Annotated in this window: 23 protein-coding genes; 8 read left to right on the top strand and 15 right to left on the bottom strand. The window is 35.0% G+C overall.

What is annotated here, in order from left to right; genetic code table 11:
* The first annotated feature begins 151 nt into the window (after positions 1 to 151).
* A complete protein-coding gene (locus BUB95_RS02365) occupies positions 152 to 1,588 on the top strand; it encodes an NADP-dependent isocitrate dehydrogenase (protein WP_073082513.1) in 1,437 nt (478 codons plus the stop codon).
* A 49-nt stretch (positions 1,589 to 1,637) separates the two neighbouring features.
* Here BUB95_RS02365 and rodA read toward each other — a convergent pair whose 3' ends face one another.
* The 6 genes from rodA to purH form a co-directional block, all read right to left on the bottom strand.
* Positions 1,638 to 2,918: a rod shape-determining protein RodA gene (gene rodA / locus BUB95_RS02360; protein WP_073082511.1), complete on the bottom strand. Its 1,281-nt coding sequence runs from the start codon at positions 2,916 to 2,918 to the stop codon at positions 1,638 to 1,640.
* Complete coding sequence (gene mrdA / locus BUB95_RS02355) at positions 2,915 to 4,846, bottom strand: penicillin-binding protein 2 (RefSeq protein WP_073082509.1); 1,932 nt, start codon at positions 4,844 to 4,846, stop codon at positions 2,915 to 2,917. The genes rodA and mrdA overlap by 4 nt, the downstream gene beginning before the upstream one ends.
* Positions 4,843 to 5,346, bottom strand: coding sequence for a rod shape-determining protein MreD (locus BUB95_RS02350; RefSeq protein WP_073082507.1), 504 nt, complete (start codon positions 5,344 to 5,346; stop codon positions 4,843 to 4,845). Before BUB95_RS02350 ends, mrdA begins: the two co-directional genes overlap by 4 nt.
* Complete coding sequence (mreC, locus tag BUB95_RS02345) at positions 5,339 to 6,160, bottom strand: rod shape-determining protein MreC (protein WP_073082505.1); 822 nt, start codon at positions 6,158 to 6,160, stop codon at positions 5,339 to 5,341. Before mreC ends, BUB95_RS02350 begins: the two co-directional genes overlap by 8 nt.
* A gap of 10 nt (positions 6,161 to 6,170) precedes the next feature.
* Positions 6,171 to 7,199: a rod shape-determining protein gene (locus BUB95_RS02340; protein ID WP_073082502.1), complete on the bottom strand. Its 1,029-nt coding sequence runs from the start codon at positions 7,197 to 7,199 to the stop codon at positions 6,171 to 6,173.
* A 158-nt stretch (positions 7,200 to 7,357) separates the two neighbouring features.
* The gene (gene purH, locus BUB95_RS02335) at positions 7,358 to 8,887 is read right to left on the bottom strand and encodes a bifunctional phosphoribosylaminoimidazolecarboxamide formyltransferase/IMP cyclohydrolase (protein WP_073082500.1); all 1,530 of its coding nucleotides are present in this window, start codon (positions 8,885 to 8,887) and stop codon (positions 7,358 to 7,360) included.
* A gap of 145 nt (positions 8,888 to 9,032) precedes the next feature.
* Between purH and BUB95_RS02330 the strand changes: the two genes are divergently transcribed.
* Both BUB95_RS02330 and BUB95_RS02325 read left to right on the top strand, forming a co-directional pair.
* Positions 9,033 to 10,283 carry an ABC transporter permease gene (locus tag BUB95_RS02330; protein WP_073085030.1) on the top strand — a complete coding sequence of 417 codons (1,251 nt, stop codon included), beginning with the start codon at positions 9,033 to 9,035 and terminating at the stop codon, positions 10,281 to 10,283.
* Between the two features lie 83 nt (positions 10,284 to 10,366).
* Positions 10,367 to 11,620, top strand: coding sequence for an ABC transporter permease (locus BUB95_RS02325; protein ID WP_073082497.1), 1,254 nt, complete (start codon positions 10,367 to 10,369; stop codon positions 11,618 to 11,620).
* 6 nt (positions 11,621 to 11,626) lie between these two features.
* Here the strand turns inward: BUB95_RS02325 and BUB95_RS02320 are convergent, their stop codons facing one another.
* On the bottom strand, positions 11,627 to 12,082 hold the full coding sequence (locus BUB95_RS02320; protein WP_073082495.1) for a GAF domain-containing protein: 456 nt from the start codon (positions 12,080 to 12,082) through the stop codon (positions 11,627 to 11,629).
* A gap of 92 nt (positions 12,083 to 12,174) precedes the next feature.
* Here BUB95_RS02320 and xrtF point away from each other — a divergent pair, with 92 nt between their 5' ends.
* From xrtF to BUB95_RS02295, 5 genes are read left to right on the top strand one after another with little or no spacing between them, the layout of a single operon-like run.
* Positions 12,175 to 12,729 (top strand): exosortase family protein XrtF, encoded by a 555-nt coding sequence (gene xrtF, locus BUB95_RS02315; RefSeq protein WP_073082492.1) that lies wholly within the window; start codon positions 12,175 to 12,177, stop codon positions 12,727 to 12,729.
* On the top strand, positions 12,722 to 13,150 hold the full coding sequence (locus BUB95_RS02310; protein ID WP_073082489.1) for an exosortase F system-associated membrane protein: 429 nt from the start codon (positions 12,722 to 12,724) through the stop codon (positions 13,148 to 13,150). The genes xrtF and BUB95_RS02310 overlap by 8 nt, the downstream gene beginning before the upstream one ends.
* Before the next feature lie 49 nt (positions 13,151 to 13,199).
* Positions 13,200 to 13,604, top strand: coding sequence for an HYC_CC_PP family protein (locus BUB95_RS02305; protein WP_073082487.1), 405 nt, complete (start codon positions 13,200 to 13,202; stop codon positions 13,602 to 13,604).
* Positions 13,605 to 13,658: 54 nt separating this feature from the next.
* Positions 13,659 to 15,896 (top strand): TonB-dependent receptor, encoded by a 2,238-nt coding sequence (locus BUB95_RS02300; RefSeq protein WP_073082484.1) that lies wholly within the window; start codon positions 13,659 to 13,661, stop codon positions 15,894 to 15,896.
* 1 nt (position 15,897) lies between these two features.
* On the top strand, positions 15,898 to 16,248 hold the full coding sequence (locus BUB95_RS02295) for a heavy-metal-associated domain-containing protein (RefSeq protein ID WP_073085028.1): 351 nt from the start codon (positions 15,898 to 15,900) through the stop codon (positions 16,246 to 16,248).
* A gap of 32 nt (positions 16,249 to 16,280) precedes the next feature.
* Here the strand turns inward: BUB95_RS02295 and BUB95_RS02290 are convergent, their stop codons facing one another.
* The 8 genes from BUB95_RS02290 to miaB form a co-directional block, all read right to left on the bottom strand.
* Complete coding sequence (locus BUB95_RS02290; protein ID WP_073082481.1) at positions 16,281 to 16,928, bottom strand: DUF6090 family protein; 648 nt, start codon at positions 16,926 to 16,928, stop codon at positions 16,281 to 16,283.
* 140 nt (positions 16,929 to 17,068) lie between these two features.
* Positions 17,069 to 18,700, bottom strand: coding sequence for a chaperonin GroEL (gene groL, locus BUB95_RS02285; RefSeq protein WP_073082479.1), 1,632 nt, complete (start codon positions 18,698 to 18,700; stop codon positions 17,069 to 17,071).
* A gap of 21 nt (positions 18,701 to 18,721) precedes the next feature.
* On the bottom strand, positions 18,722 to 18,997 hold the full coding sequence (locus tag BUB95_RS02280) for a co-chaperone GroES (protein ID WP_073082476.1): 276 nt from the start codon (positions 18,995 to 18,997) through the stop codon (positions 18,722 to 18,724).
* A gap of 155 nt (positions 18,998 to 19,152) precedes the next feature.
* Positions 19,153 to 19,491: a preprotein translocase subunit SecG gene (gene secG / locus BUB95_RS02275; RefSeq protein WP_073082473.1), complete on the bottom strand. Its 339-nt coding sequence runs from the start codon at positions 19,489 to 19,491 to the stop codon at positions 19,153 to 19,155.
* Positions 19,484 to 20,359, bottom strand: coding sequence for a hypothetical protein (locus tag BUB95_RS02270; protein WP_073082470.1), 876 nt, complete (start codon positions 20,357 to 20,359; stop codon positions 19,484 to 19,486). The genes secG and BUB95_RS02270 overlap by 8 nt, the downstream gene beginning before the upstream one ends.
* A 1-nt stretch (position 20,360) precedes the next feature.
* Entirely contained in the window at positions 20,361 to 20,861 is a 501-nt protein-coding gene (locus tag BUB95_RS02265; RefSeq protein ID WP_073082468.1) for an LptE family protein, read from the bottom strand.
* Positions 20,862 to 20,888: 27 nt separating this feature from the next.
* A complete protein-coding gene (locus BUB95_RS02260) occupies positions 20,889 to 22,157 on the bottom strand; it encodes a sigma-54 interaction domain-containing protein (RefSeq protein ID WP_073082465.1) in 1,269 nt (422 codons plus the stop codon).
* Between the two features lie 162 nt (positions 22,158 to 22,319).
* Positions 22,320 to 23,768 carry a tRNA (N6-isopentenyl adenosine(37)-C2)-methylthiotransferase MiaB gene (miaB, locus tag BUB95_RS02255; RefSeq protein ID WP_073082462.1) on the bottom strand — a complete coding sequence of 483 codons (1,449 nt, stop codon included), beginning with the start codon at positions 23,766 to 23,768 and terminating at the stop codon, positions 22,320 to 22,322.
* Positions 23,769 to 23,932: the final 164 nt, after the last annotated feature.

The following is a 23,932-nucleotide window of genomic DNA, read 5'->3' as shown; positions in this document are numbered from 1 at the left end:
ATATCATATTCAAAACGTCACAGTTATGTGGCGTTTTTTTGTTATACATAAGTGTTAGTTATACTTATCATAAGAAACATATATGAAAATATATGAAAAATTCTATTCACCTTTGCAGTATTATTAATTTTCAACACTTAAAATTACGAATATGATAAAAGTAACATTAGCAAAAGGAGATGGTATAGGTCCAGAAATTATGGATGCCACGTTAAGTATTCTCGATGCTGCAAATGCAGATATAACTTTCGAAGAAATTCAGGTGGGCGAAAAAATGTATCTCAATGGTCATACAACAGGAATTTCTGACGACGCTTGGGAAACAATTAGAACGAATAAAATTCTTTTTAAAGCCCCAATCACGACACCTCAAGGTGGCGGATACAAAAGTTTAAACGTGACTATGCGCAAAACACTAGGCTTATATTCTAATATAAGACCATGTACAAGTATGCATCCTTTTGTGCAAACCAAACATCCTGATATGGATGTTGTGATTATTCGTGAAAATGAAGAGGATTTATATGCTGGCATCGAACACCAGCAGACAGATGAGGTTGTTCAGTGTCTTAAACTAATTAGTCGTCCTGGTTGCGAAAAAATAATTACTTACGCATTTGAGTACGCTATAAGAAACGGTCGTAAAAAAGTGACTTGTTTTACCAAGGACAATATTATGAAGCAGACAGACGGATTGTTTCACGAAGTTTTTAACGAAGTAGCATTGAAGTATCCCCAAATAGAAATAGAGCATTGGATTGTAGATATCGGTGCCGCTTTGTTGGCGGATTCTCCAGAACGATTCGATGTTATTGTAATGCCTAATCTTTACGGAGATGTTATGTCCGATATTGCCGCTCAGATTGCTGGTTCAGTAGGTTTGGGAGGTTCGGCCAATATAGGTCAAGAATGTGCTATGTTCGAAGCTATTCATGGCTCCGCACCAGATATTGCTGGAAAGAATATTGCTAATCCTTCAGGTTTAATTAATGCGTCTATAATGATGCTAAATCACGTAGGAAAGAATAAAGTAGCAGAGAAAATTCATAATGCTTGGTTGCGTACAATAGAAGATGGTGTCCATACGGCGGATATTTACGACCCCATTATGAGTACCAAAAAAGTGGGAACTAAAGAATTTGCTGAAGCTGTTATAGCCAATCTTGGTGAATTGCCAAAACAATTACCATCGGTTGTTTATGAAGAAAGTACACCTCTAGTCTTGCCAAAATATCAGCGTAGACCAGCTAAAGATAAAAAGATTGTAGGTGTAGATGTTTTTGTAGATTGGCACGGCGAAGATGCGAAGGAGTTGGGTGCTATTTTACAAAAACTAAACAACGATGCTTTAGAATTGGTCTTGATAACAAATAGAGGCGTAAAGGTATGGCCACATGGCTTTAAAGAAACATTTTGTACAGACCACTGGCGTTGTCGTTATGCAGCTAAAGATGATGTGCTATTAGATAAGGGAAAAATCGTAGAAATATTACAAGCAGGTTTAGAACATAACATAGATATTATCAAGACTGAAAACCTATATACGTTTGATGGAAAACGAGGCTATTCCTTAGGTCAAGGTCAATAAATCGAATAAGTTACAAATGAAGAAAGCAGACTGAAAAGTCTGTTTTTTTTTACCACTCATTAATCTTATTACTATCAAGCTTAATAAAGATAAATAGTAAAATGGTAAATGCCCAAAGTCCAGAGCCACCATAACTAAAAAAGGGTAGAGGTATACCTACCGTAGGGATTAAACCCATGACCATACCAACATTTATTGTAAAATGCACAAATAAAATTGAGGCTAGACCATAGCCATAAACACGACTAAATTGAGACTTTTGTTGCTCTGACAAATAGAGTATTCTTATAATCAATAATGTAAAAAGTACAACAACAGACGCAGAACCTAAGAAACCCCATTCCTCACCAACAGTACTAAAAATATAATCAGTATGTTGTTCTGGTACAAACTTTCCAGTAGTACGTGTACCTTCCATAAAACCCTTTCCCCAAAATCCACCTGCGCCAATTGCTTCCTCCGATTGAATAAGATTATAGGCTTCAGCTTTTTTCATGCGTTCTAATTTAGCTGGGTCTTTCTCAAGCCGTAGCCAAAGACTAATTCTGTTTTGTTGATGAGGTTTTAGAACGTTATTGTAAAAGAGTTTTACACCAAAAGCAAAAACCAAGGATACAATCAAAATCAGTATAGGTTGTAATATCGAGGCTCTCTTTTTTCGTCTAAAAAAGAAAAGTCCAAATATGATTAAAGCTGCAATTAACCCTGTTGCAGTTAATCCAAATTTTAAAGCTAAAACTGCTAATACAACTAACGAAAATCCAATAATAATATATACTTGTTGTAAACCTTCTCTGTAAAACACAAAGAAAAAAGAAGCATAAACTAAAGTGCTTCCGGCATCATTTTGAAGCAAGATGAGTAATGCAGGTAAAATGATTATAGCAGCAACTTTGAGTTGGTCTTTAATTGTTTTTAGGTTGGTTTGTATATCGCTAATGTACTTTGCAACGGCTAATGCTGTGGCAAATTTGGCAAACTCACTAGGTTGTATGGTCATACTGCCTATTCCATACCAAGAGCGGGCGCCATTTACGTCTTTACCAAAAACAAAAAGTCCAAGTAAAGATAGTATAGCAACAATATAAATAATACTAGCAAAACGTTCGTAAAATTTGGCTTCAACAGAAAGTGTTAGTATAATTAGTACTATAGAAAGTCCCATGAAAATGAGTTGTTTTCCGTAGGGTTGACTCATATCAAAGTAGTTGGTGATTTCTCCATTATGAGAAGCAGACATTATATTGATATAGCCAAAACCAACTAACAATACATAGATAATTATAGTTAGCCAATCGAAACCAAAACGTCTTTGATTTTCTCTTATCATTTACTGTCTATTCTTCGTTTTTTACGTTGCAAGGCTTCAAACTCCTCATCTGAAATTGGGTCTAGGATGGTTTCTCTATTTATACCAAAAGGCTCTCCAGAAAAAGGTTTTTTGTATTCGTGTTCTAGAGAATATCTTAAAACAAAGTTTTCTAAATCTGTTCTTGTAATTTCATTTTTAAGATATTTTTCAATCATTAAACTTGCCATTTTTCCTGCGAAACGACTTCCAAAATAACCGTTCTCAATAAAAACTGCAATCGCAATTTTCGGATTGTCTTTTGGGGCAAATGCTACAAAAATCGAGTGATCAGTTAGCTGCGTTTTTACACTATCTATTATGGCAAAGTTTTCAGCGGTTCCTGTTTTTCCACAGATTTCAATTCCAGGAATCTGAACCATATCTGCAGTACCTTTGTTGTAAACATCGAACATGCCTTGAACCACAGGTTCAAAGTATTTTTCATCTATTGATGTGTAGTTTGGTGTTGTATATTTAGAAGGAATTGTATCATCCTGAATTTCTTTTATAATATGAGGTGTATAATAATAACCACGATTACCAATGGCTGCTGCCATGTTTGCCAGTTGAATTGGAGTAGCTAGCACTTCTCCTTGACCAATGGCATTAGATAATGTAAATGTTGGGTACCACCTTCCTTCTCCATGAGCTCTATTGTATGTATTGGCTGTAGGTATTTTACCTGGTTGGCCAACAGATAAGTCGTTGCCTAAATAATTCCCTAATCCAAAACTTTTGACGTGATTACTCCAAACATCCATAGATTTTGCTGGAGAATCGTATTTATTCATTATTTTGAGATAAACGTTTGCAAAATAAGCGTTGCAGGATTCGTAAATACCAAGATTCATATCCGCAGGACTGCGATGTACGTGGCAACCCATTTTCCGGTTTCCGTAATTAAAACCTAGATTGCACCTAAATTTATCTTGAGGTGTAACTACGCCTTCTTGTAAGCCTATTAGTGCATTAATGGTTTTAAAAGGAGAGCCGGGCGGATACATGGCCTGAAGACCTCTATCAAATAAAGGTTGTGCAAGACTATCATTATAAAGTTTGTTAAAGTTTTTTGAACGCTCTCTTCCAACGAGAAGATTGGGATTATACGTTGGGCCAGATACCATTGCTAAGATTTCACCACTACTTGGTTCAATGGCAATAATGCCACCACGTTTATTGGTCATTAGCAACTCACCATATTCTTGGAGTTTAGAGTCTATGGTAATGGTGATGTCTTTTCCTGGTTTGGCAATAGTGTCGTGCTCACCATTTTTAAAGGGACCTAAGTCTCTATTAAATCTATCTTTCTGAATAAATTTTATACCCTTAGTTCCTCTTAGTATTTTCTCATATGTTTTTTCTACACCTTGCTTTCCAATTAAATCGCCTTTACTGTAGTATGGGTCTTTGTTGATAATAGCTTGATTTACCTCTCCAATGTCACCAAGAACGTTGGCGCCTATAGTTTTTCGATAGGTTCTAATAGAACGTTTCTGAATGTAAAAACCATCATATTTTCGCATTTTTTCTTGAAGAAAAGCATAATCTTCTTTAGATAAATTTGAAAGAAAAACGTAAGGTAGTCTAGGTGAATACGCTCTGGCTCTATCGAGAGTTTTGTGATATTGTTCTTCTGTAATTTTTAATAGAGCGCAAAATTCTGAAATATCAAATTCTTCGACTTCACGAGGTATGACCATCACATCATATGAAGGCTGATTAGCTACTAAAAGCTCGCCATTTCTGTCGTAAACATAACCACGCTTAGGATAAGTAAATACTTTACGGACAGCACTATCGTTAAGTGGATTGTATGATGCTGAATCGTAAACTTGCAAATAGTACAAACGGCCTATAAAGGCAAAGCCTACCAGAACTACCAGAGCTAAGAGTAATAATTTTCTCATTTGCGAGCTTTAAATAATAAAATAAGTAAGGTGCTTAAAACTACAGTAAAAAGACTAGAAATTAACGTCTTTTTTAGTATGAGAAGTATTTGAGAAATGTTAAAAATTTCGAGATTAAAAACAACAAAATGATGAAAGAGGGTCATAAACGAAATGTAGACAACGAGTTCATTGAGTTGTAGTTTATTAAACTTTAAAATTTGGTGGTCGTACAAGGTACCGAAAGCATATTTTAAAAATATAGGTCTTACAAAAGCCAAACATACAGAAGCTCCAGCATGCACACCTCCCGAGTCTAAAAACATATCTACAATTAACCCCATGTTAAAAGCACATAATAAAAAAAGTGGTCGATTACTCTTAACTGGAAATAGTAAGATAAAAATGATGTAAATAAAAGGATTGATGTACCCTAAAAAATTAATGTTACTGCATATAGTAACTTGCACTAGTAACAGTGCAAAGAATCTAATAGTATTTGAAGCTAGTACGCTATTCATCACTCTGCGCTTCTAGGCTTTTCAGTTCTTCAATATCATTGTTTTTAATGATATATACATGCTGAAGAGTTGTCATATCATTAAATAATCGCACTTGGATGGTGTAAGTATCGCCAGTGGCATCTGTTTTAAATTCTTCAACTGTACCAATGCCAATTCCCTTTGGGAAAATTGCAGATTGACCACCAGTTACAATAGTATCACCCACATTAACTTTTGCAAATTGAGAAACATCTTCTAGTCGTGCCAGATACGGAGATTTAGTATCCCAGGTAAGGGAACCACTTTGATTAGAGCTTTTCAATTTAGCATTAATTCTACTTTTCTTACTTAAAATAGATAGAACGGTGGAGAATTTATTGGATGTGTTGTCAATTATACCAACTATACCTTTTGAGGTAATCACACCAAAATCTTGCTGAATACTATCACGTTTACCTCTATTTATAGTCAAGTAGTTGTTAGGCGAATTATAACTGTTTTTATAAACTTCAGCAGGAATAATACTAAAACGTTTTTCAGTAAATGTTGAATCTATAGATACTGTTTCGGTAGTTTTTGTTGAGTTTAAAAGTTGTTCTTTGAGTTGTTTATTCTCTTCGACTAATATTAAATTCTGCTCTTTTAAATCAAAATATTGCCCCACGCTATTTACAGTGCCATAAACACCACCGGTAAGACTATTGGCTGAGTTTATAAATTTACTACGGTGATAGGAATGAGATTGAATAGTCATGGATAATGCAATGCCAAAGAGTAATAAAAACAATAAAAATGTTTTGTTTCTAATTACAAAATTGAAAATTTGTTGCATTATTTAATTCCTATTTAATCAATACGCTTTTGTATTTGTTTAAATTTTTGAGGGTAATTCCGGTACCTCTTACAACCGCTCGTAATGGGTCTTCTGCAATGTAAACTGGCAAATCAGTTTTTTGCGATAGACGCTTGTCAAGACCTCTTAACATAGAACCACCACCGGCTAAGTATATACCAGTATTGTAGATGTCCGCTGCTAATTCTGGAGGTGTTTGCGATAGGGTTTCCATTACAGAATCCTCAATACGTAAGATTGACTTATCTAGAGCTTTTGCAATTTCACGATATGATATTTGAACTTGTTTAGGTTTTCCTGTAAGTAAGTCACGTCCTTGAACACTCATGTCTTCTGGAGGTAAATCTAAATCTTCAGTAGCAGCACCGATTTGAATTTTAATTTTTTCTGCAGTACGGTCACCAACGTATAAATTGTGCTGCGTACGCATATAATAGATGATGTCGTTGGTAAATACATCACCAGCCACTTTTACAGATTTATCACAGACAATTCCACCAAGGGCAATCACGGCAATCTCTGTAGTACCACCACCTATATCAACAATCATGTTTCCTTTTGGTTGCATAATGTCTACACCAATACCTATAGCAGCTGCCATAGGCTCGTGGATAAGATATACTTCTTTACCGTTAACGCGCTCACAAGATTCTTTTACCGCTCGCATTTCTACTTCTGTAATTCCAGAAGGAATACAAACCACCATACGTAATGCAGGATTGAATAATTTTTTCTTAAGTGCAGGAATGTTTTTAATAAAAAGATTAATCATCTGCTCAGAAGCATCAAAATCTGCAATTACGCCATCCTTAAGTGGTCGAATAGTTTTGATGTTCTCATGGGTTTTTCCCTGCATCATGTTAGCCTCTTTACCAACTGCAATTATTTTTCCAGTAAGTCTATCTCTAGCGACAATCGATGGACTGTCGACTACAACTTTATCGTTATGTATAATTAAAGTGTTTGCGGTACCTAAATCAATGGCTATTTCTTCTGTTAGGAAATCAAAAAATCCCATGTGTTATTCTTGTATTTTGGGGTGTGTATTCTCTTAAAATGTCGCTTAACGGTAAATGTAGTAAATTATACGTTATTTCTATGACTCTAGATGTTTAATGCTCAGTTTTTTTTGAATAAATTTTCTATTTGAAATTTTATGCAAATAAAAACATTATTTTAGTGCTTAAAATGACGCGTCCCAGTGAACACCATTGCCATGTCATTAGCGTCACAATAGTTGATACTTAATTCATCCTTGATAGAGCCTCCTGGTTGGATTACAGCTTTAATTCCTGCATTATCTGCAATCTCTACACAATCTGGGAATGGGAAAAAAGCATCACTTGCCATAACCGCACCATCTAAATCAAAATTAAAAGATTTTGCTTTATGAATAGCTTGATTTAAAGCGTCAACACGACTTGTTTGTCCTGTGCCACTAGCGCATAATTGTTTGTTTTTTGCCAAAACAATGGTGTTAGATTTGGTGTGCTTACAAATCTTCGAAGCAAAAATTAAATCTTCAATTTCTGTGAGATTTGGAGATAATTTGGTTACAGATTTTAAATCTTCAGGTCTATCTGTCTTAGCATCTCTTTCTTGGACTAAAGCACCATTTAAACAGGTTCTAACCGTTGTTTTTGGTAATTCTATATCATGAAGAATCAATAAAATTCTATTTTTCTTGCCTTTTAAAATTTCTAAAGCATCTGCACTATATGACGGAGCAATAACCACCTCACAGAATAGTTTATGAATTTCTTCGGCAGTAGCTTTATCAATTTCAGTATTCGAAATTAGTATGCCACCAAATGCAGATACTGGGTCACCAGCTAATGCATCTACATACGCTTGGTGAACAGTATTACGTTGTGCAAAACCACAAGCATTATTATGTTTTAATATAGCAAATGTTGGTGCTTCGCCCTTAAATTCTAAAATAAGATTTACGGCAGCATCAACATCTAAAAGATTGTTATAGCTTAATTCTTTACCATGAAGTTTAGTGAACATAGCATCAAAATCTCCGAAGAAAAATCCTTTTTGGTGAGGATTTTCTCCATATCGAAGCACTTTTCCATTAGTCTCGCTTATTTTCAGTACAGCTTCTTCATGATTTTTATTAAAATAATTAAAAATCGCTGTATCGTAATGAGACGAAACATTAAAAGCTTTTGCCGCAAAACGTTTTCTATCTTCTTCAGAAGTTTCTCCGTTTTTAGTGTTTAAAAGTTCTAAAAATTCAGAATAATCATCAACCGAAGATACACAAGTAACATCTGCATAATTTTTGGCAGCTGCTCTAATTAAAGAAATACCACCAATATCAATTTTTTCGATAATGTCTTGATTGCTTGCGCCAGATGCGACGGTTTTTTCAAACGGATATAAGTCAACAATAACCAAATCTATTTGAGGGATATCAAATTCTTGCAATTCAGCTACATCACCCTCATGATTTTGACGATTCAATATGCCGCCAAAGACCTTTGGATGTAACGTTTTTACACGCCCTCCAAGTATAGATGGATAAGACGTTACATCTTCTACAGGTACGACATTAATACCTAAATCTTTGATGAATTTTTCGGTACCTCCAGTAGAGTAAATGATCACGCCAAAGTCATTAAGTTTTTTTACGATAGGTTCTAATCCATCTTTACTAAATACTGAAATTAGCGCTGATGAAATGGTTTTGTTGCTCATGTTGTTGTGTTGTGAAATTTAAAAGGCATAAAAATACAGATTACTCCAAAAAAAGAAGACGATAAAAGACACTTTGTTTAAGTTTTTTGTAACATATAATTGTTGACAACGTCTTATGGTTATATTTACAGAAACCAAGAGGTCAATGCTTGTTTATTTACGTTTGTTTAAAGAGAGTTTTTCGTTTGCACTAAATGCGTTGCGAAATAATAAACTAAGAACATTTTTGTCACTTCTTGGCGTTACGGTTGGTATATTTTCAATTATTGCAGTTTTAGCTGCGGTAGACTCTTTAGACCGTAACATTAAAGACAGTTTAGATGGACTGGATAAAAATACGATATATTTAACCAAATACTCATTTGGTCCTACACAAGTGCCACGTTGGAAACGCGAACGATACCCACAAGTTGAATATGATGATTTTGAATTCGTAAGACGCAATATTGCAGATATTGAAGCTTCTGCTTACGTAATTTTTGGTGGTGGCGAAACTATAAGATATCAAGCTGAAACATTAACCAATGTTGAGGTGACGCCAATCTCTGAAGGTATTTATACAATAGATAATCTAAAAATTTCCCAAGGGCGTTTCTATTCAGAATTAGAATCCGAAACTGGAGCCCCAGTCATAGTTCTAGGTTACACCTTAGCCGAAAATTTATTTGGAGAAGATGTTCCTATGGGAAAACAAATTAGAGTTTATGGTCGTAAACTTACTGTTATAGGCGTATTAGATAAATATGGTGATGGGCTTGGAGACTCACCAGACGTAAAAGCTTTTGTGCCAGCAAATTTCGTACGTCAATTTAGAAATGGTGGAGCAGATGGTCTTCCAGGTGCTGTAGTAATTAAACCAAAAGCTGGAGTAGATATTGCGGCTTTCGAAAGCGTTTTAAGGCAAAAATTTAGAGTTTATCGTGGACTCAAAGCAGATGAAGAAGATGACTTTTTTGTAAATAAACTATCAGGTCTTGTTGCAGCTGTAGATAGTATTATTGGTGTGATGAATGGTATTGGGTGGATGATTAGTTTATTCTCCTTACTCGTTGGTGGATTTGGTATTGCCAATATTATGTTTGTTAGTGTTAAAGAACGGACTAATCTTATCGGTATTCAAAAATCGTTAGGCGCAAAAAATAGATTTATCCTTTTTCAGTTTTTATTTGAAGCTACAATCCTAGCTGTAGTTGGAGGTTTAGTAGGCTTAGGCCTAGTATGGATATTAACCTTTGTGGCCTCTGGTATGGCAAACGATTTTGAATTTGTATTATCACCAAAGAACATGCTTCTCGGCTTTTCATTATCAACAGTTATTGGGTTAATATCTGGAGTTTTACCAGCTTTAAGAGCGTCACGTTTAGACCCAGTAGAGGCTATCCGAACCGGAATGTAAATTTCTGCTTCTTTTTTAGGCTTTCTGTAACAGTTTTTTGATTTGGAGATTTTATCTTTAAATCTTTAATAAATCAATCGCCAATGTTTGTTTACTTAAGACTTTTAAAAGAAAGTTTTGCTTTTGCTTTTAATGCATTACGTAATAATAAGTTGCGCACGTTTTTGTCGCTTCTTGGTGTAACTATTGGTATTTTTTCAATCATTGCTGTACTCGCGGCGGTAGATTCTTTAGACAAGAATATTAAGTCTCAACTAAGTGCTTTAGATAGTAACACTATGTATTTGGCGCGTTTCTCATTTGGGCCAACTGATGTACCTCGTTGGAAGCGTCAGCAATTTGATAAGGTTAATTTTAATGAATACAATTATCTTAAAGACAACCTATCGGGAGCAGAACATGTAGCTTACCAATTATTTGTACGACCAGAAAGTGTGCGATACGAATCTGAAGTTGTTAGTAACGTTAATACAGTAGTGGTCTCACATCAATTTGCAGACATACAAACTTTAGAATTCTCTAAAGGACGTTTTTATAATGAATCCGAATCAAATTCAGGAAAACCAGTTATTGTCATTGGAGATGAAATAGCCAATTCGCTTTTCGGCGATTTAGAACCCATCGGAAAACGTATTCGACTTTACGGTCAAAAGTTTACGGTGATTGGTGTGGTAAAGAAAGAAGGTTCAGGATTATTCGGAGATAGTAATGATGTGTCTATTTTTCTTCCTGCAAATTTTGTGAGAAATCGTTATGGCGACAATAACCGTAATATCAATAACATAGTAATAATAAAGCCTAAACCTGATGCTGATATTGATGAATTGAAGGCTGAAGTCACTCAAATTATGCGTAATCGTCGAGGTTTAAAACCAAATGAAATAAATACTTTTTTTATAAGTGTTATTTCTGGGCTCAAGGATGCGATTGATGGTATTATTGGAAGTATGAATTTTATAGGGTGGATGATTAGTTTATTCTCGCTTTTGGTTGGTGGTTTTGGCATTGCCAATATTATGTTTGTGAGTGTAAAAGAGCGAACCAATCTTATAGGTATACAAAAATCACTTGGTGCAAAAAATAGATTTATTCTTTTTCAGTTTTTGTTTGAAGCAGTAATATTAGCTATTGTAGGCGGTATTGTTGGTCTTATAATGGTTTGGTTAGGAACTCTCGCTGCAGATGGACTAACTGAAGATTTTGATTTTGTCTTATCACCAAAGAATATGCTTATTGGCTTTACAATTTCCTCAATAATAGGGTTAATATCTGGAGTTATTCCAGCACGTAGAGCGTCTAGACTTGATCCGGTTGAAGCAATTAGAACAGGAATGTAAACTTTCTTAAAGAATTTTAGCTACCTCTTTACAAACAAACTCTAAAAAGCGCTCATCTGCTTCGGTAAATGGGTCAGCGGTGTTAGAATCAATATCTATTTGGCCAATATTTTCACCATTTACAAAAATTGGGACTACAATTTCAGCTTTAACGGTTATACTACACGCTATGTAGTTGTCCTGAGCTTTCACATCTGGCACAACAAAATTTTGATTACTTACAGCTACTTGTCCGCAAATCCCTTTCCCAAAAGGAATAATAGTGTGGTCTGTTGGCTCACCAACATAAGGACCTAGTTTAAGTTCGTGTTTGTCACCGTTTTTAAAATAAAACCCAACCCAATTGTAATAATCTATATGTGCCTCAAGAAGCTCACAGATTTTTAGAAGTTTCTTGTCAACAGAAGTTAAGGAGTTTGATGTTATGTTGGTTATTTCAGGTTTTAATTCGCTAAAAGTCATTTGCAATAAAAATTTTGGTAAAAATATCTAAAAAGTGCTACTTTCAAATTCCAATTCTATAAATTTAACAGCACGCTAACATAAGTCTTCTTTTGAGGTCATTACTTACAAAATACAAACTTGTTATTCGCTTTATACTCACCTTTGTTTTGGTGTATAGTATTTTGTCTATTGGCTATAAGTTTTACTTAGATTTTTCTGATGGTTCTAAGCATTATCCAGACTACATAACCAATTTAGTTGGTAAGCAAACCGAAGCTGTTTTAAATTCATTTGGTTACCGGACGAATATTGTGCCACATTACGATGAGCCTTCTCTAATGGTTTTTGTTGAGCAAAAATATATCGCTAGAGTTATTGAGGGTTGTAATGGAATGAGTGTAATTATTCTTTTTATTGCCTTTGTTGTGGCATTTTCAGATACCTTTAAGCGAACCTTTCTGTTTATACTAGCAGGTAGTGTGTTAATCTATGCAGTAAATCTTATAAGGATAGTTCTGTTAACTATTGGCTTACACCATTACCCTTGGCGAAGTGAGGTTATGCACGAAGTTATTTTTCCATTAGCTATTTATGGTATGGTTTTTTTGCTATGGATGTTTTGGGTTAATCATTTTTCTAAAAAAGTTAAAACAGCAAATGTCTAAAGCGCTTTCATATAGCATTGCTGCAGTACTTTTGGTGTTGCTTATTTTGGTTCGTGCTTTTGAAGATGTGCTATTCTATGATCCTTATTTGCTGTTTTTTGAGAACGATTATCTCTACATAGACAGTCCAAGACGTGAGGTAGCCAAATTGGTGTTTTTTACATCCTTACGCTATCTTATAAATACCCTGTTGTCTTTAGGTATTATCTATTGCGCCTTTAAGGATAAGCAAATGATAAAATTTTCAATAATCATATATGCTGTTGCTTATTTGTGCTTTTTAGTTCCGTTTTTATACTTCGTGATTAATCCCCGCCAAGAAGACTATTATTTGTTTTTTAATGTACGTCGATTTTTAATCCAACCAATATTGTTACTTCTATTGCTTCCTGCGTTATATTATTATAAACTAAAACGTTAAGGAAGTTGTAAACTTCATCTAGTTGTGTGTTTTTGATTAACTTTGCAATGTGAAATATTTGCTATCACATAAGATTTTTTCAGTAGCACTATCAGTTTTGGTGTTGTTTTCAACCTTTTCATTTACGGTTGAAAAGCACTATTGTGGTAATCGTCTGGTTGATGTTGCAATTTTTTCTGAAGCTCAAGGCTGTGGAATGGAAATGCCCTCAAAAATGACTATGAAAAAGTCTTGTTGTAAAGACACGGTTGATATTATTGAAGGGCAAGATGAATTGCAATCTGTAACTTTTGATGATTTAGATTTTGAATCTCAAACATTTATTACGGCGTATGTATATTCATTTTCGCTATTATATGAGAGTCTGCCAAAGCAGATTATTCCGCATAAAGATTACTCACCACCAAACTTGGTTTACGACATCCAACTCTTGGATGATGTTTTTTTAATTTGATATAGTTCACCTTTTTAATAATAAAAGGAGTATTAACTATATTTAAATTCTAAAATGAAAATCTATATATTTTTTTGTGCATTACTAGTTTCAAGCACAATTTTATCTCAAGAAACGTTAAACGGAATTGTTTTGGAATCCGTTGAAAATAAAGAGCTGCCTCTGCCAGGCGCTAACGTATATTGGCTAAACACAACTATTGGTACGATGACAGACGAAGATGGTAAATTCTCAATCCCATACGAAAGTTCATATTCAAAATTAGTCATCAGCTATGTTGGTTTTAAAACCGATACATTGACGATTACTTCTAACAATGCAATCAGACATGTATTGCAATCCACATCAAGTTTAGATGAGGTCACCATTACATCTCGAAAATTAGCAACAGCCAAGTCTTATTTAAAGGCTACAAATACCTTTACTGTAAGTAGTGACGAATTATTAAAAGCAGCTTGCTGTAATCTCTCTGAAAGCTTTGAAACCAACCCGTCCATTGACGTTAATTTTGCTGATGCGGTTACAGGAGCAAGGCAGATTAAGATGTTAGGTCTAAGATCTCCTTACATATTAATCACTAACGAAAACGTACCAACTGTTCGAGGTGCAGCTCAAACCTATGGATTGAGTTTTATACCTGGGACGTGGGTAGAGAGTATTCAGATTACTAAAGGTGCTGGGAGCGTTATCAATGGATACGAAAGTATTGCTGGCCAAATTAATGCCGAATTGGTAAAGCCATCAACAGATAATAAGTTGTTTGTTAATCTGTATGCCGCAACAAGCGAACGTCTAGAACTCAACACACACTTCAATACTAAAATAGGTGAGAAGTGGAGCACAGGTCTATATCTTCATGGTAATACATTACAGCAAAAGCACGATGTCAATAACGATGGCTTCCTAGATATGCCACTTTACAATCAAATTAACGTGATGAATCGTTGGCAATATATTGATGGTGAAAAGGGGATTGTAAGTTTTATAAATGTTCGTTATTTAAATGATGAAAAACAAGCTGGACAACTCAATTTTAATCCCGATACGGATAGAGGAACTACAAACAACTGGGGAAGTGAAATCGATACTGAGCGTTTCGATATTACTGCAAAATTAGGTTATGTTAACCCTGAAGTGCCTTGGCAAAGTTTGGGATTCCAAACCTCATTCAGTCATCACAACCAAGATTCTTATTTTGGTTTGAATACTTATGATATAGTCCATAATAGTTTCTACTCAAATCTTGTCTATAATAGTATTATTTCAGATTCCCGACATAAGGTAAAAACAGGAGTAAGCTTTACGTTAGACCATTATGATGAGGGTGTTAATACGGATACATATGAGCGAACAGAAAACTCTATCGGTGGCTTTTTTGAATACGCATATGATGACTTAGAGAATCTAACATTAACAGCAGGTATTCGTGCTGACCAGCATAACCGATTTGGCTTTTTTGTAACGCCGCGTTTTCATTTGCGTTACACGCCTTGGGAAAAATCAGCATTCAGGGTATCAGCAGGGCGAGGCATAAGAAGTGCAAATATTTTTGCTGAAAACCAGAACTTATTTTCAAGCTCGAGACAAATTAATATCACAAACTCTGGTGGAAAAATCTATGGATTAGACCCCGAAATTGCTTGGAATTATGGCGTGAGCTATTTACAAGGATTTCACTTATTTGGTAGAAAAGGCGATATCACTTTAGATTATTACAGAACCAATTTTCAAAATCAAGTCGTTGTAGATTGGGAAAACCCTTTTGAGATTAATTTCTACAATCTTAATGGAAAAAGTTACGCTAATAGTTTTCAAGTAGAGTTAAATTACAATGCGTTTGAAGGTTTTGATTTGCGGACAGCCTATAAGTTTTATGATATTAAAACCGATTACAATTCTGGCCGATTGCAAAAACCATTGTTACCACGTCATCGCTTTTTTGTAAATGCCGCTTACGAAACAAAACGAAAAGATAATGGCTCACAATGGAAGTTTGATGCGACATACAATTGGTTGAGTGAGCAACGTTTCCCGGATACTAGTTTAAGTGCACCACAATTTCAATTACCAGTAGAGTCGACAACTGTAGGGACTTTGAATTTACAGGTAACTAAAGTATTCTCGCCAAAGTTTGAAATATATGTCGGAGGCGAAAATGTGACCAATGTAAGGCAGCCTAATCCAATTATTAGTGCAGATAATCCTTTTGGTTCAAATTTTGATAGTAACTTTGTGTATGGCCCAATATTTGGAAGCATGTATTATGCAGGCCTACGCTATAAAATTAAATAATATGAAAAAACTAATAACACTTTCAGTAATGCTAATAGGTTTTTTAGCATTCTCACAAAACAAAAACGCAAAGCAAATCATTGAAGTTGATGGTGTTTGCATGATGTGTAAAGAACGTATTGAAAAAGCAGCGATACGCACTAAAGGTGTAAAGTCGGCCATTTGGAATGTAAAAACCCACGAGTTAAAACTCATTTTTGACGAGCGTAAAACTAATGTGGAAACGATTTCCAAAAACTTAGCCGCAGTTGGTCATGATACCAAAGCTGTTAAAGCAACAGATGAAGCTTACAACTCTGTTAATCCTTGTTGTAAGTATAGAGATGAAGATGTGGTAAAAGCACATAATTAATAAAAAGCCCAAATTTAAATTTGGGCTTTTTATTAATTAAGAAATTTTAAAATACTATCACAACTTTTAATACCATTTATTGTTGCATCTCTTTTATACATCAAAGAACCTCTTGCACTTTGCATAATATTTTTTAATAATTTCTCATCCTTAAAAGGTGATTTACCTTCACGAACTAAATCGTAATCTGTATTGTAGATAAAATAATTTCCTATATAATCTCGGTTAATAATTTCTTGCCGCTCGTATGCGTTAAGAATTTTTTCATAATCAGAATAATGTTTTTGTATAGCTGTTTTAAGCTCAAAATCATTCATAAGTTTTAAATCGCCTGAGTTTATAAGTGTTTGATGTGTATAGTCTTTTGGTGTAAAGCTCGTAAGGTTGGCAATATTGTATATAGACCTTAACCGTTGATTTTTATTTTTCGCGTCTTTTCCTAGAATAGAAATAACGTCTTCTGCTTGTTTTATTTTTTGGAGGATAATATCTAGATTAGATTCTAATTGCTTTTTGTCTGAGGTAATATCTAGTTTTAAGTTTGCAATATATTGTTCTTTCTCAGCTTTGTTTGATGTGTTTTCACCCCATTTATTCATTGCAAAGGCTAATGAAATACCAATAATAACAATAAGAATTTCACCGAAGGCGTATTTAAACTTCTTTTTAAGTTTTGACATAATCACTCGATTTTGTTTAAATTTAAAAAATAAAAATGCAAAAGAAAAAGCCTCTGATTTTCATCAAAGGCTTTTAAGCTTGTAATTCAGACAAAGATATTCACACGACAGTGAATTCGTTGCCTGCAGTCGCTGACCGTTTACATCATGCCTGGCATTCCGCCGCCGCCCATTGGAGGCATAGCAGGAGAATCTTCTTTAATGTCTACTAATGCACACTCAGTAGTTAGAATCATACCGGCAACAGAAGCTGCATTTTCTAATGCAATACGTGTTACTTTCTTAGGGTCAATAATTCCTGCTTTAAGCATATCTACATACTCTTCAGATTTAGCATTGTACCCAAAGTCTTTTTTACCTTCGAGGACTTTGTTAATCACTACAGAACCTTCACCACCAGCATTTTCTACAATGGTACGTAAAGGTGCTTCAATAGCTTTATTTACAATTTGTACACCTGTAGTTTCGTCTAAGTTGTTTGTTGTGATTTTTTCTAAGGTCTTTTTAGCTCTTACTAAAGCAACACCACCACCAGCAACAATACCTTCTTCCACGGCTGCACGAGTTGCGTGTAAGGCATCATCAACACGGTCTTTCTTTTCTTTCATTTCCACTTCAGAAGCAGCGCCAACATATAGTACGGCAACACCACCAGCTAACTTAGCTAAGCGCTCTTGAAGCTTTTCTCTGTCGTAATCAGAAGTTGTTGTTTCTATTTGAGCTTTAATTTGATTAACACGCGCTTTAATGTCAGAAGACTTACCGCTACCATTTACAATAGTTGTATTGTCTTTGTCAATCATTACAGATTCTGCAGTACCTAACATAGAAAGGTCAGCATTCTCCAATGAGAAACCACGTTCTTCAGAAATTACAGTTCCGCCAGTAAGAATAGCAATATCCTCTAACATAGCTTTACGTCTATCTCCAAAACCAGGCGCTTTTACAGCAGCGATTTTTAATCCACCACGTAATTTGTTTACTACTAACGTTGCTAAAGCTTGTCCTTCAACATCTTCAGCGATAATTAATAATGGACGACCAGATTGTGCCACTGGCTCTAAAATTGGAAGAATTTCTTGTAAGTTTGAAATCTTCTTATCAAATAATAGGATGTATGGATTTTCTAAATCAGCAATCATCTTATCAGCATCTGTTACGAAATAAGGTGATAAATAACCTCTGTCGAACTGCATACCTTCAACGACATCTACATAGGTGTCCATTCCTTTGGCTTCTTCAACAGTAATCACACCTTCTTTGCCAACTTTACCAAACGCTGTAGCGATTAATTCACCGATGGTGTCATCGTTATTAGCAGAAATTGCTGCAACTTGATTAATCTTGTCAGAATCACTTCCTACTTTTTTAGCTTGCTTTTCAAGGTCCTTTACAATGGCTTCAACCGCTTTGTCAATCCCGCGCTTTAAATCCATTGGATTTGCCCCAGCTGCGACATTCTTTAAGCCTTCTTTTACGATTGCTTGAGCTAAAACTGTTGCAGTTGTAGTACCGTCACCAGCTAAATCGTTGGTTTTAGAAGCAACTTCTTTTACCATCTGAGCACCCATATTTTCAAGCTCGTCTTCTAGCTCTATTTCTTTCGCTACAGACACTCCATCTTTAGTTACTTGCGGTGCACCGAAAGATTTACCTATAATTACGTTACGTCCTTTAGGTCCTAATGTTACTTTTACTGCATTTGCTAATGCATCTACACCGCGCTTTAGTCCGTCGCGTGCTTCAATATCAAATTTTATATCTTTTGCCATTTTTTTTAGTTTTTATTCTAATTAAACAATTGCAAGAATATCACTCTCGCGCATCATTAAATAATCTTTACCTTCTAGTTTAAGCTCGGTGCCACCATACTTTCCATAAAGTACAACATCACCAACTTTGACAGTTAAAGGTTCGTCTTTTTTACCATTACCTACAGCCACAACAGTTCCTTTTTGTGGTTTCTCTTTTGCGTTATCAGGAATAATAATTCCAGATGCTGTTTTTGTTTCAGCAGCTGACGGTTCTACTAGAACACGATCTGCTAAAGGTTTAATGTTTAAAGCCATTTGTTATATATTTTGTTATTAAAAATTAAATTTACGCTTCGCGTAATTCGAAAATTATGCCAAGTCAAATAGACTGACAAAGTTTCAGAAAATGCCCATCTAAAACAAAAAAGCCAACTACAGGAGTTGGCTTTAAATATTGTTGAATAGCAAGATTAGTTTCCGCTATCTGTTGAATCGTCCGTTGTCGCAGGAGGCGTTACTGGCTGTTGTGTTGTTTCTTCAGTATCTAATGCTTTAGAATCGCTTACACCACCAGCACCTTCAATAGTTATGTTAGATAATAAAATTAAGGCAATTAAAAGAGTTGCTAAAAACCAAGTACTCTTATCTAAGAAGTCTCCTGTCTTTTTTACACCACCTAATTGCTGAGTGCCACCACCTCCAAAAGAAGATGATAATCCACCACCTTTAGGGTTTTGTACCATAATTACTATGACTAGTAAAAAGGCTACTACTACGATTAATATTAAAAATATTGTAAACTTAGTCATTGTCTGTGTTATTTCGTTCTCTTAATTCTTTTACCGCTTTAATTTGGTCTGCAAAGAAACTACTTTTTTCTGGATATTTCAAACTTAAAATTCGGTAAGATTGAATTGCCTTATCGTAGTTCTTTTGTTCAAGGTAAATACGCGCCAAAGTCTCTGTCATTAGGCTGTCTTCAATACTATCTTCATTGTTAACTAGCTTTGGTTTTGGGGTATTTACTGTGGGTTTTATTTTAGGATTTTCAGTAATGAATTTATCAATTGTGTCTAACTTGCCCATCAAAGGTGCTTGATGTTGCGCTTTATCTTGGCTTCTGTCTATAGGTTTAAAACTCGTAATTTTTAACCATTCTGAAAACGAATGTGTTTCTGAATTCGAAAATTCTAAAGGTTTACCAATTTGAAGCTTTTCTTCAAGGTTTGGTTTTTCAAAAGTCTCAAAATTCTGTTGTGTTTGCTCTTTTTGTTTAAAAAGATTGGGGTCTAAAACACCTTCGGTAGCTTCAACTTGTTGTTTTAAAGCATCATCAATAGTAACGCTTCTGTTTATAGAAATATCATCAACAGCATTGACTTCGATAGCTTTTATATACTCTGAGTTTTGTTTGATTTGCTCAGAAATTTCATTCTGATTAAAAACTTCTGAAGTAATAAAGTCGAATAAAATGCTTCTATCTGTGGTGTGTGCTGCGGTGACCTTTAAAGCATTGTTATACTTGTAACTGTCTTTGTTTTTTAGAGCTTTAAGATAAAGTGCGCGTGCAGGCTGAAAATAAGGGTAAGTATCAACTAGCGACTTAAGCTCAGTAATTTGTTCTGGCTTAAGCATTTCTGGGTGTTGCAATATGTGAGTGAGTTCTTGTAATTGCATATTACCAATCTGCAAATGCTGCTTGAAAAATATCTTGCGTTATACGTTCAAAAATTTCTTCCCACGCGGTGTCGCGTTGACCTCCAGTTAAAAGTTGGCTGCCTTCGTAATCAAAAAAGAAAGAGAAGCGTTGTTCGAAACTCTTTTCGTCATCTTTTGTATCTGTATATCTTACATTAACGCCTATGGTGAGCCTATTTTGAGCAGCTGTATTGTTTGAAGTCGCTGTTGTAGGACTAATTCTGTATTCTACAATTTCTCCTTCAAAAATGACTTCACCACCTGAAGTAACTAGATTAGAGCTTGTTTGGTTTTGGATTAGGTCTTGAAGTGCGTTAGTAAACTGAATATCTAAACCCGGCTCAATTAAAGGTGCGTTATTCTGAAAGAAATTAACTTGAAAAGTTTCAGGAGCTTCAGTTACTCCTGTAAAACTATAACGCCAACAACCAGAAAGGCTTAAACATAATATTGAAATAAAAATGAATTTGTATACTCTCATTGCTGTTTTTTTACTAAAACGAACGAATTATAAATCGTATTGCTTTATCTTTCTATATAACGTACGTTCGCTAATGCCCAACTCTGCAGCGGCTAATTTACGCTTTCCGTTATGACGTTCAAGTGATTTTTTAATTAATTCTAGTTCTTTATCATGCAGTGATAAGGTTTCTTCTTCTTCAATCTCTTCAGCAAAGTGATACTTATCTTCGTTACTAGATATAATTTCGGGAGTTTCTTCTTTGTGTTCTGGGATGGCTAAAACGGAGAGGTCTTCTACGGTTTCTTCAAAATCTGAAGTATCATCATTTCCGTATATTTTTTGAATTAAGCCTTCGTTGTCTTTTTGTACATCTGATGCATTGCCACTCTTCATAAGTTCCATGGTGAGTTTTTTGAGGTCATTCAAATCACTCTTCATATCAAATAATACCTTATATAATATCTCACGTTCTGTACTAAAATCACTTTCGGATTTAGTGTCTTTGATAACTGCTGGTAAGTTTTGGCCAGCGCCAGTTGGAAGATAACCTTGCAACGTAGAAGCACTAATTGTTCTATTGTGTTCTAATACAGAAACTTGCTCGGCAACGTTACGCAATTGACGAATATTTCCGTTCCAACGGTAGCGTAAAAGCAATTGTACAGCTTCGTCTGTTAACTTTATTGTTGGCATCTTATATTTTAGAGCAAAGTCACTGGCGAATTTTCTAAATAATAAGTGAATGTCTTCTTTACGTTCGCGCAATGCAGGAAGGTTAATTTCTATAGTGCTAAGTCTATAATATAAATCTTCGCGAAACTTTTCTTTTTTAATAGCTTCAAACATATTTACGTTTGTAGCAGCTACAATACGTACATCTGTTTTTTGAACTTTACTAGAACCTACTTTTATAAATTCACCATTCTCTAAAACACGTAATAAACGCACCTGAGTAGTTAACGGTAGTTCACCAACTTCATCTAAGAAAATGGTTCCGCCATCAGCAACTTCAAAATATCCAGAACGTGTTTGTGTGGCTCCTGTGAAAGCTCCTTTTTCATGCCCGAATAGTTCGCTATCAATTGTGCCTTCTGGAATAGCACCACAGTTTACGGCAATATATTTTCCGTGTTTGCGATGAGATAATTGGTGTATGATTTTTGGAATACTCTCTTTACCAACACCACTTTCTCCTGTTACTAAAATAGAAATATCGGTAGGCGCTACTTGTATCGCTTTTTCTATAGCGCGATTGAGTTTGGCGTCGTTACCAATAATCCCGAAACGTTGTTTTATGGCTTGTACTGATTCCATATAATTAGATTTTAGAAATTAGACGAGAGATATGAGACATCTATTTTCTAATTTCTATATTTTTTTCTCTTTAATTTTTATAGTTGTCATTTCTACTCCGCTCAATGACCAAATTATTAGAATTAAAAAAAACTAGATTCTGGTGGCTGAGCGTAGTCGAAGTCAATTATTATCTGAATACCCGACAGCTTCACCAATTAGGGTTGCCGAAGTACAATCTGTAATTTTTACATTCACAAAATCACCAACTTTATAATGCTCTTTTGGGAAGACTACAACTGTATTTTGAGTATTTCTTCCAGACCAATGCGCGTCAGATTTTTTAGAGCTTTTTTCGATTAAAACCTCTTGCGTTTGCCCAACTTGTTTTTGTGTATTGTAATGACTGTGTTTACGTTGTAGTGCCTGAATTTCATTTAGCCTACGCTGTTTTACATCAGCAGGTATGTCGTCTTCCATGCGGCGTCCGGCTAGAGTGCCTGGGCGTTCAGAATAAGCAAACATAAATCCAAAGTCGTACTTCACGTACTCCATTAGGCTTAATGTGTCTTGGTGTTCTTCCTCGGTTTCTGTTGGGAACCCCGCAATCATATCTTGACTAATAGCTACTTCTGGAATAATACGACGAATATTGTCTATGAGCTCCATGTATTCTTCACGCGTGTGTAAGCGATTCATTTCTTTAAGAATACGGTTACTACCGCTTTGTACTGGTAAGTGTATGTATTTGCAAATATTTCTGTGCTTTGCCATAGTTTCAATAACATCTAATGTCATATCCTGAGGATTAGATGTAGAAAAACGGAAACGCATTTTTGGCTGAGCTTTGGCGCACATATCTAAAAGCATAGAAAAGTTTACTGCTGTTGCTTTTTGCATTTCTGTTGCTTTTTTGAAATCTTTCTTTAAGCCACCACCATACCATAAATAACTATCTACATTTTGTCCAAGAAGCGTTACTTCTTTAAAGCCTTTATTGGCTAAATCATTAATTTCTTCAATGATAGATTGTGGTTCTCTACTACGCTCTCGACCTCTGGTAAACGGTACAACGCAGAATGTACACATGTTATCGCATCCGCGTGTAATAGATACAAATGCAGTTACGCCATTACTATTTAGACGTACAGGCGCAACATCTCCATAGGTTTCTTCTTTAGATAGAATAACATTAATAGCATTACGGCCATCATCAACTTCACTAATAAGATTTGGTAGGTCTTTGTATGCATCTGGCCCAACCACGAGGTCAACCATTTTTTCTTCTTCAAGAAATTTGCTCTTTAAACGTTCTGCCATACAGCCTAGAACTCCAATTTTCATTTTTGGATTCTTATCTTTTTTTACGGCATTATATTTTTCTAAACGTTTACGAACCGTTTGCTCAGCCTTGTCTCTAATAGAACAAGTGTTTACTAAAACTAAATCTGCTTCTTCAAGTTCTTTGGTAGTATTAAAACCTTCTTTAGATAATATTGAAGCTACAATCTCACTATCACTAAAGTTCATTTGGCAGCCATAACTTTCTATAAAAAGTTTTCTGGTATTACCATCTTTAGATTTAAGGTTAAGGCTTTCACCTTGTTTATTTTCGTCAATAATCTTTTCCATATTCAATGTCCGTAAAACGGATAATCTCTTTGTTGTTACTTAAAACTCAATAAGCATGCAAAGATAGAATTATTTTTAGTCTTATGACAAAGTGGCAGTATCAATTTGTGTATAATTCTTTTAATAATCGATTGTTTTTAGTCGCGTTAAAATGTCTTAAAAAC

Origin of the sequence: Winogradskyella jejuensis, from assembly GCF_900129745.1 — a bacterium.
Taxonomy (GTDB): domain Bacteria; phylum Bacteroidota; class Bacteroidia; order Flavobacteriales; family Flavobacteriaceae; genus Winogradskyella; species Winogradskyella jejuensis.
The sequence above is the reverse complement of the archived record's forward strand: the minus strand, read 5'-3'. Positions and strand labels throughout refer to the sequence as shown.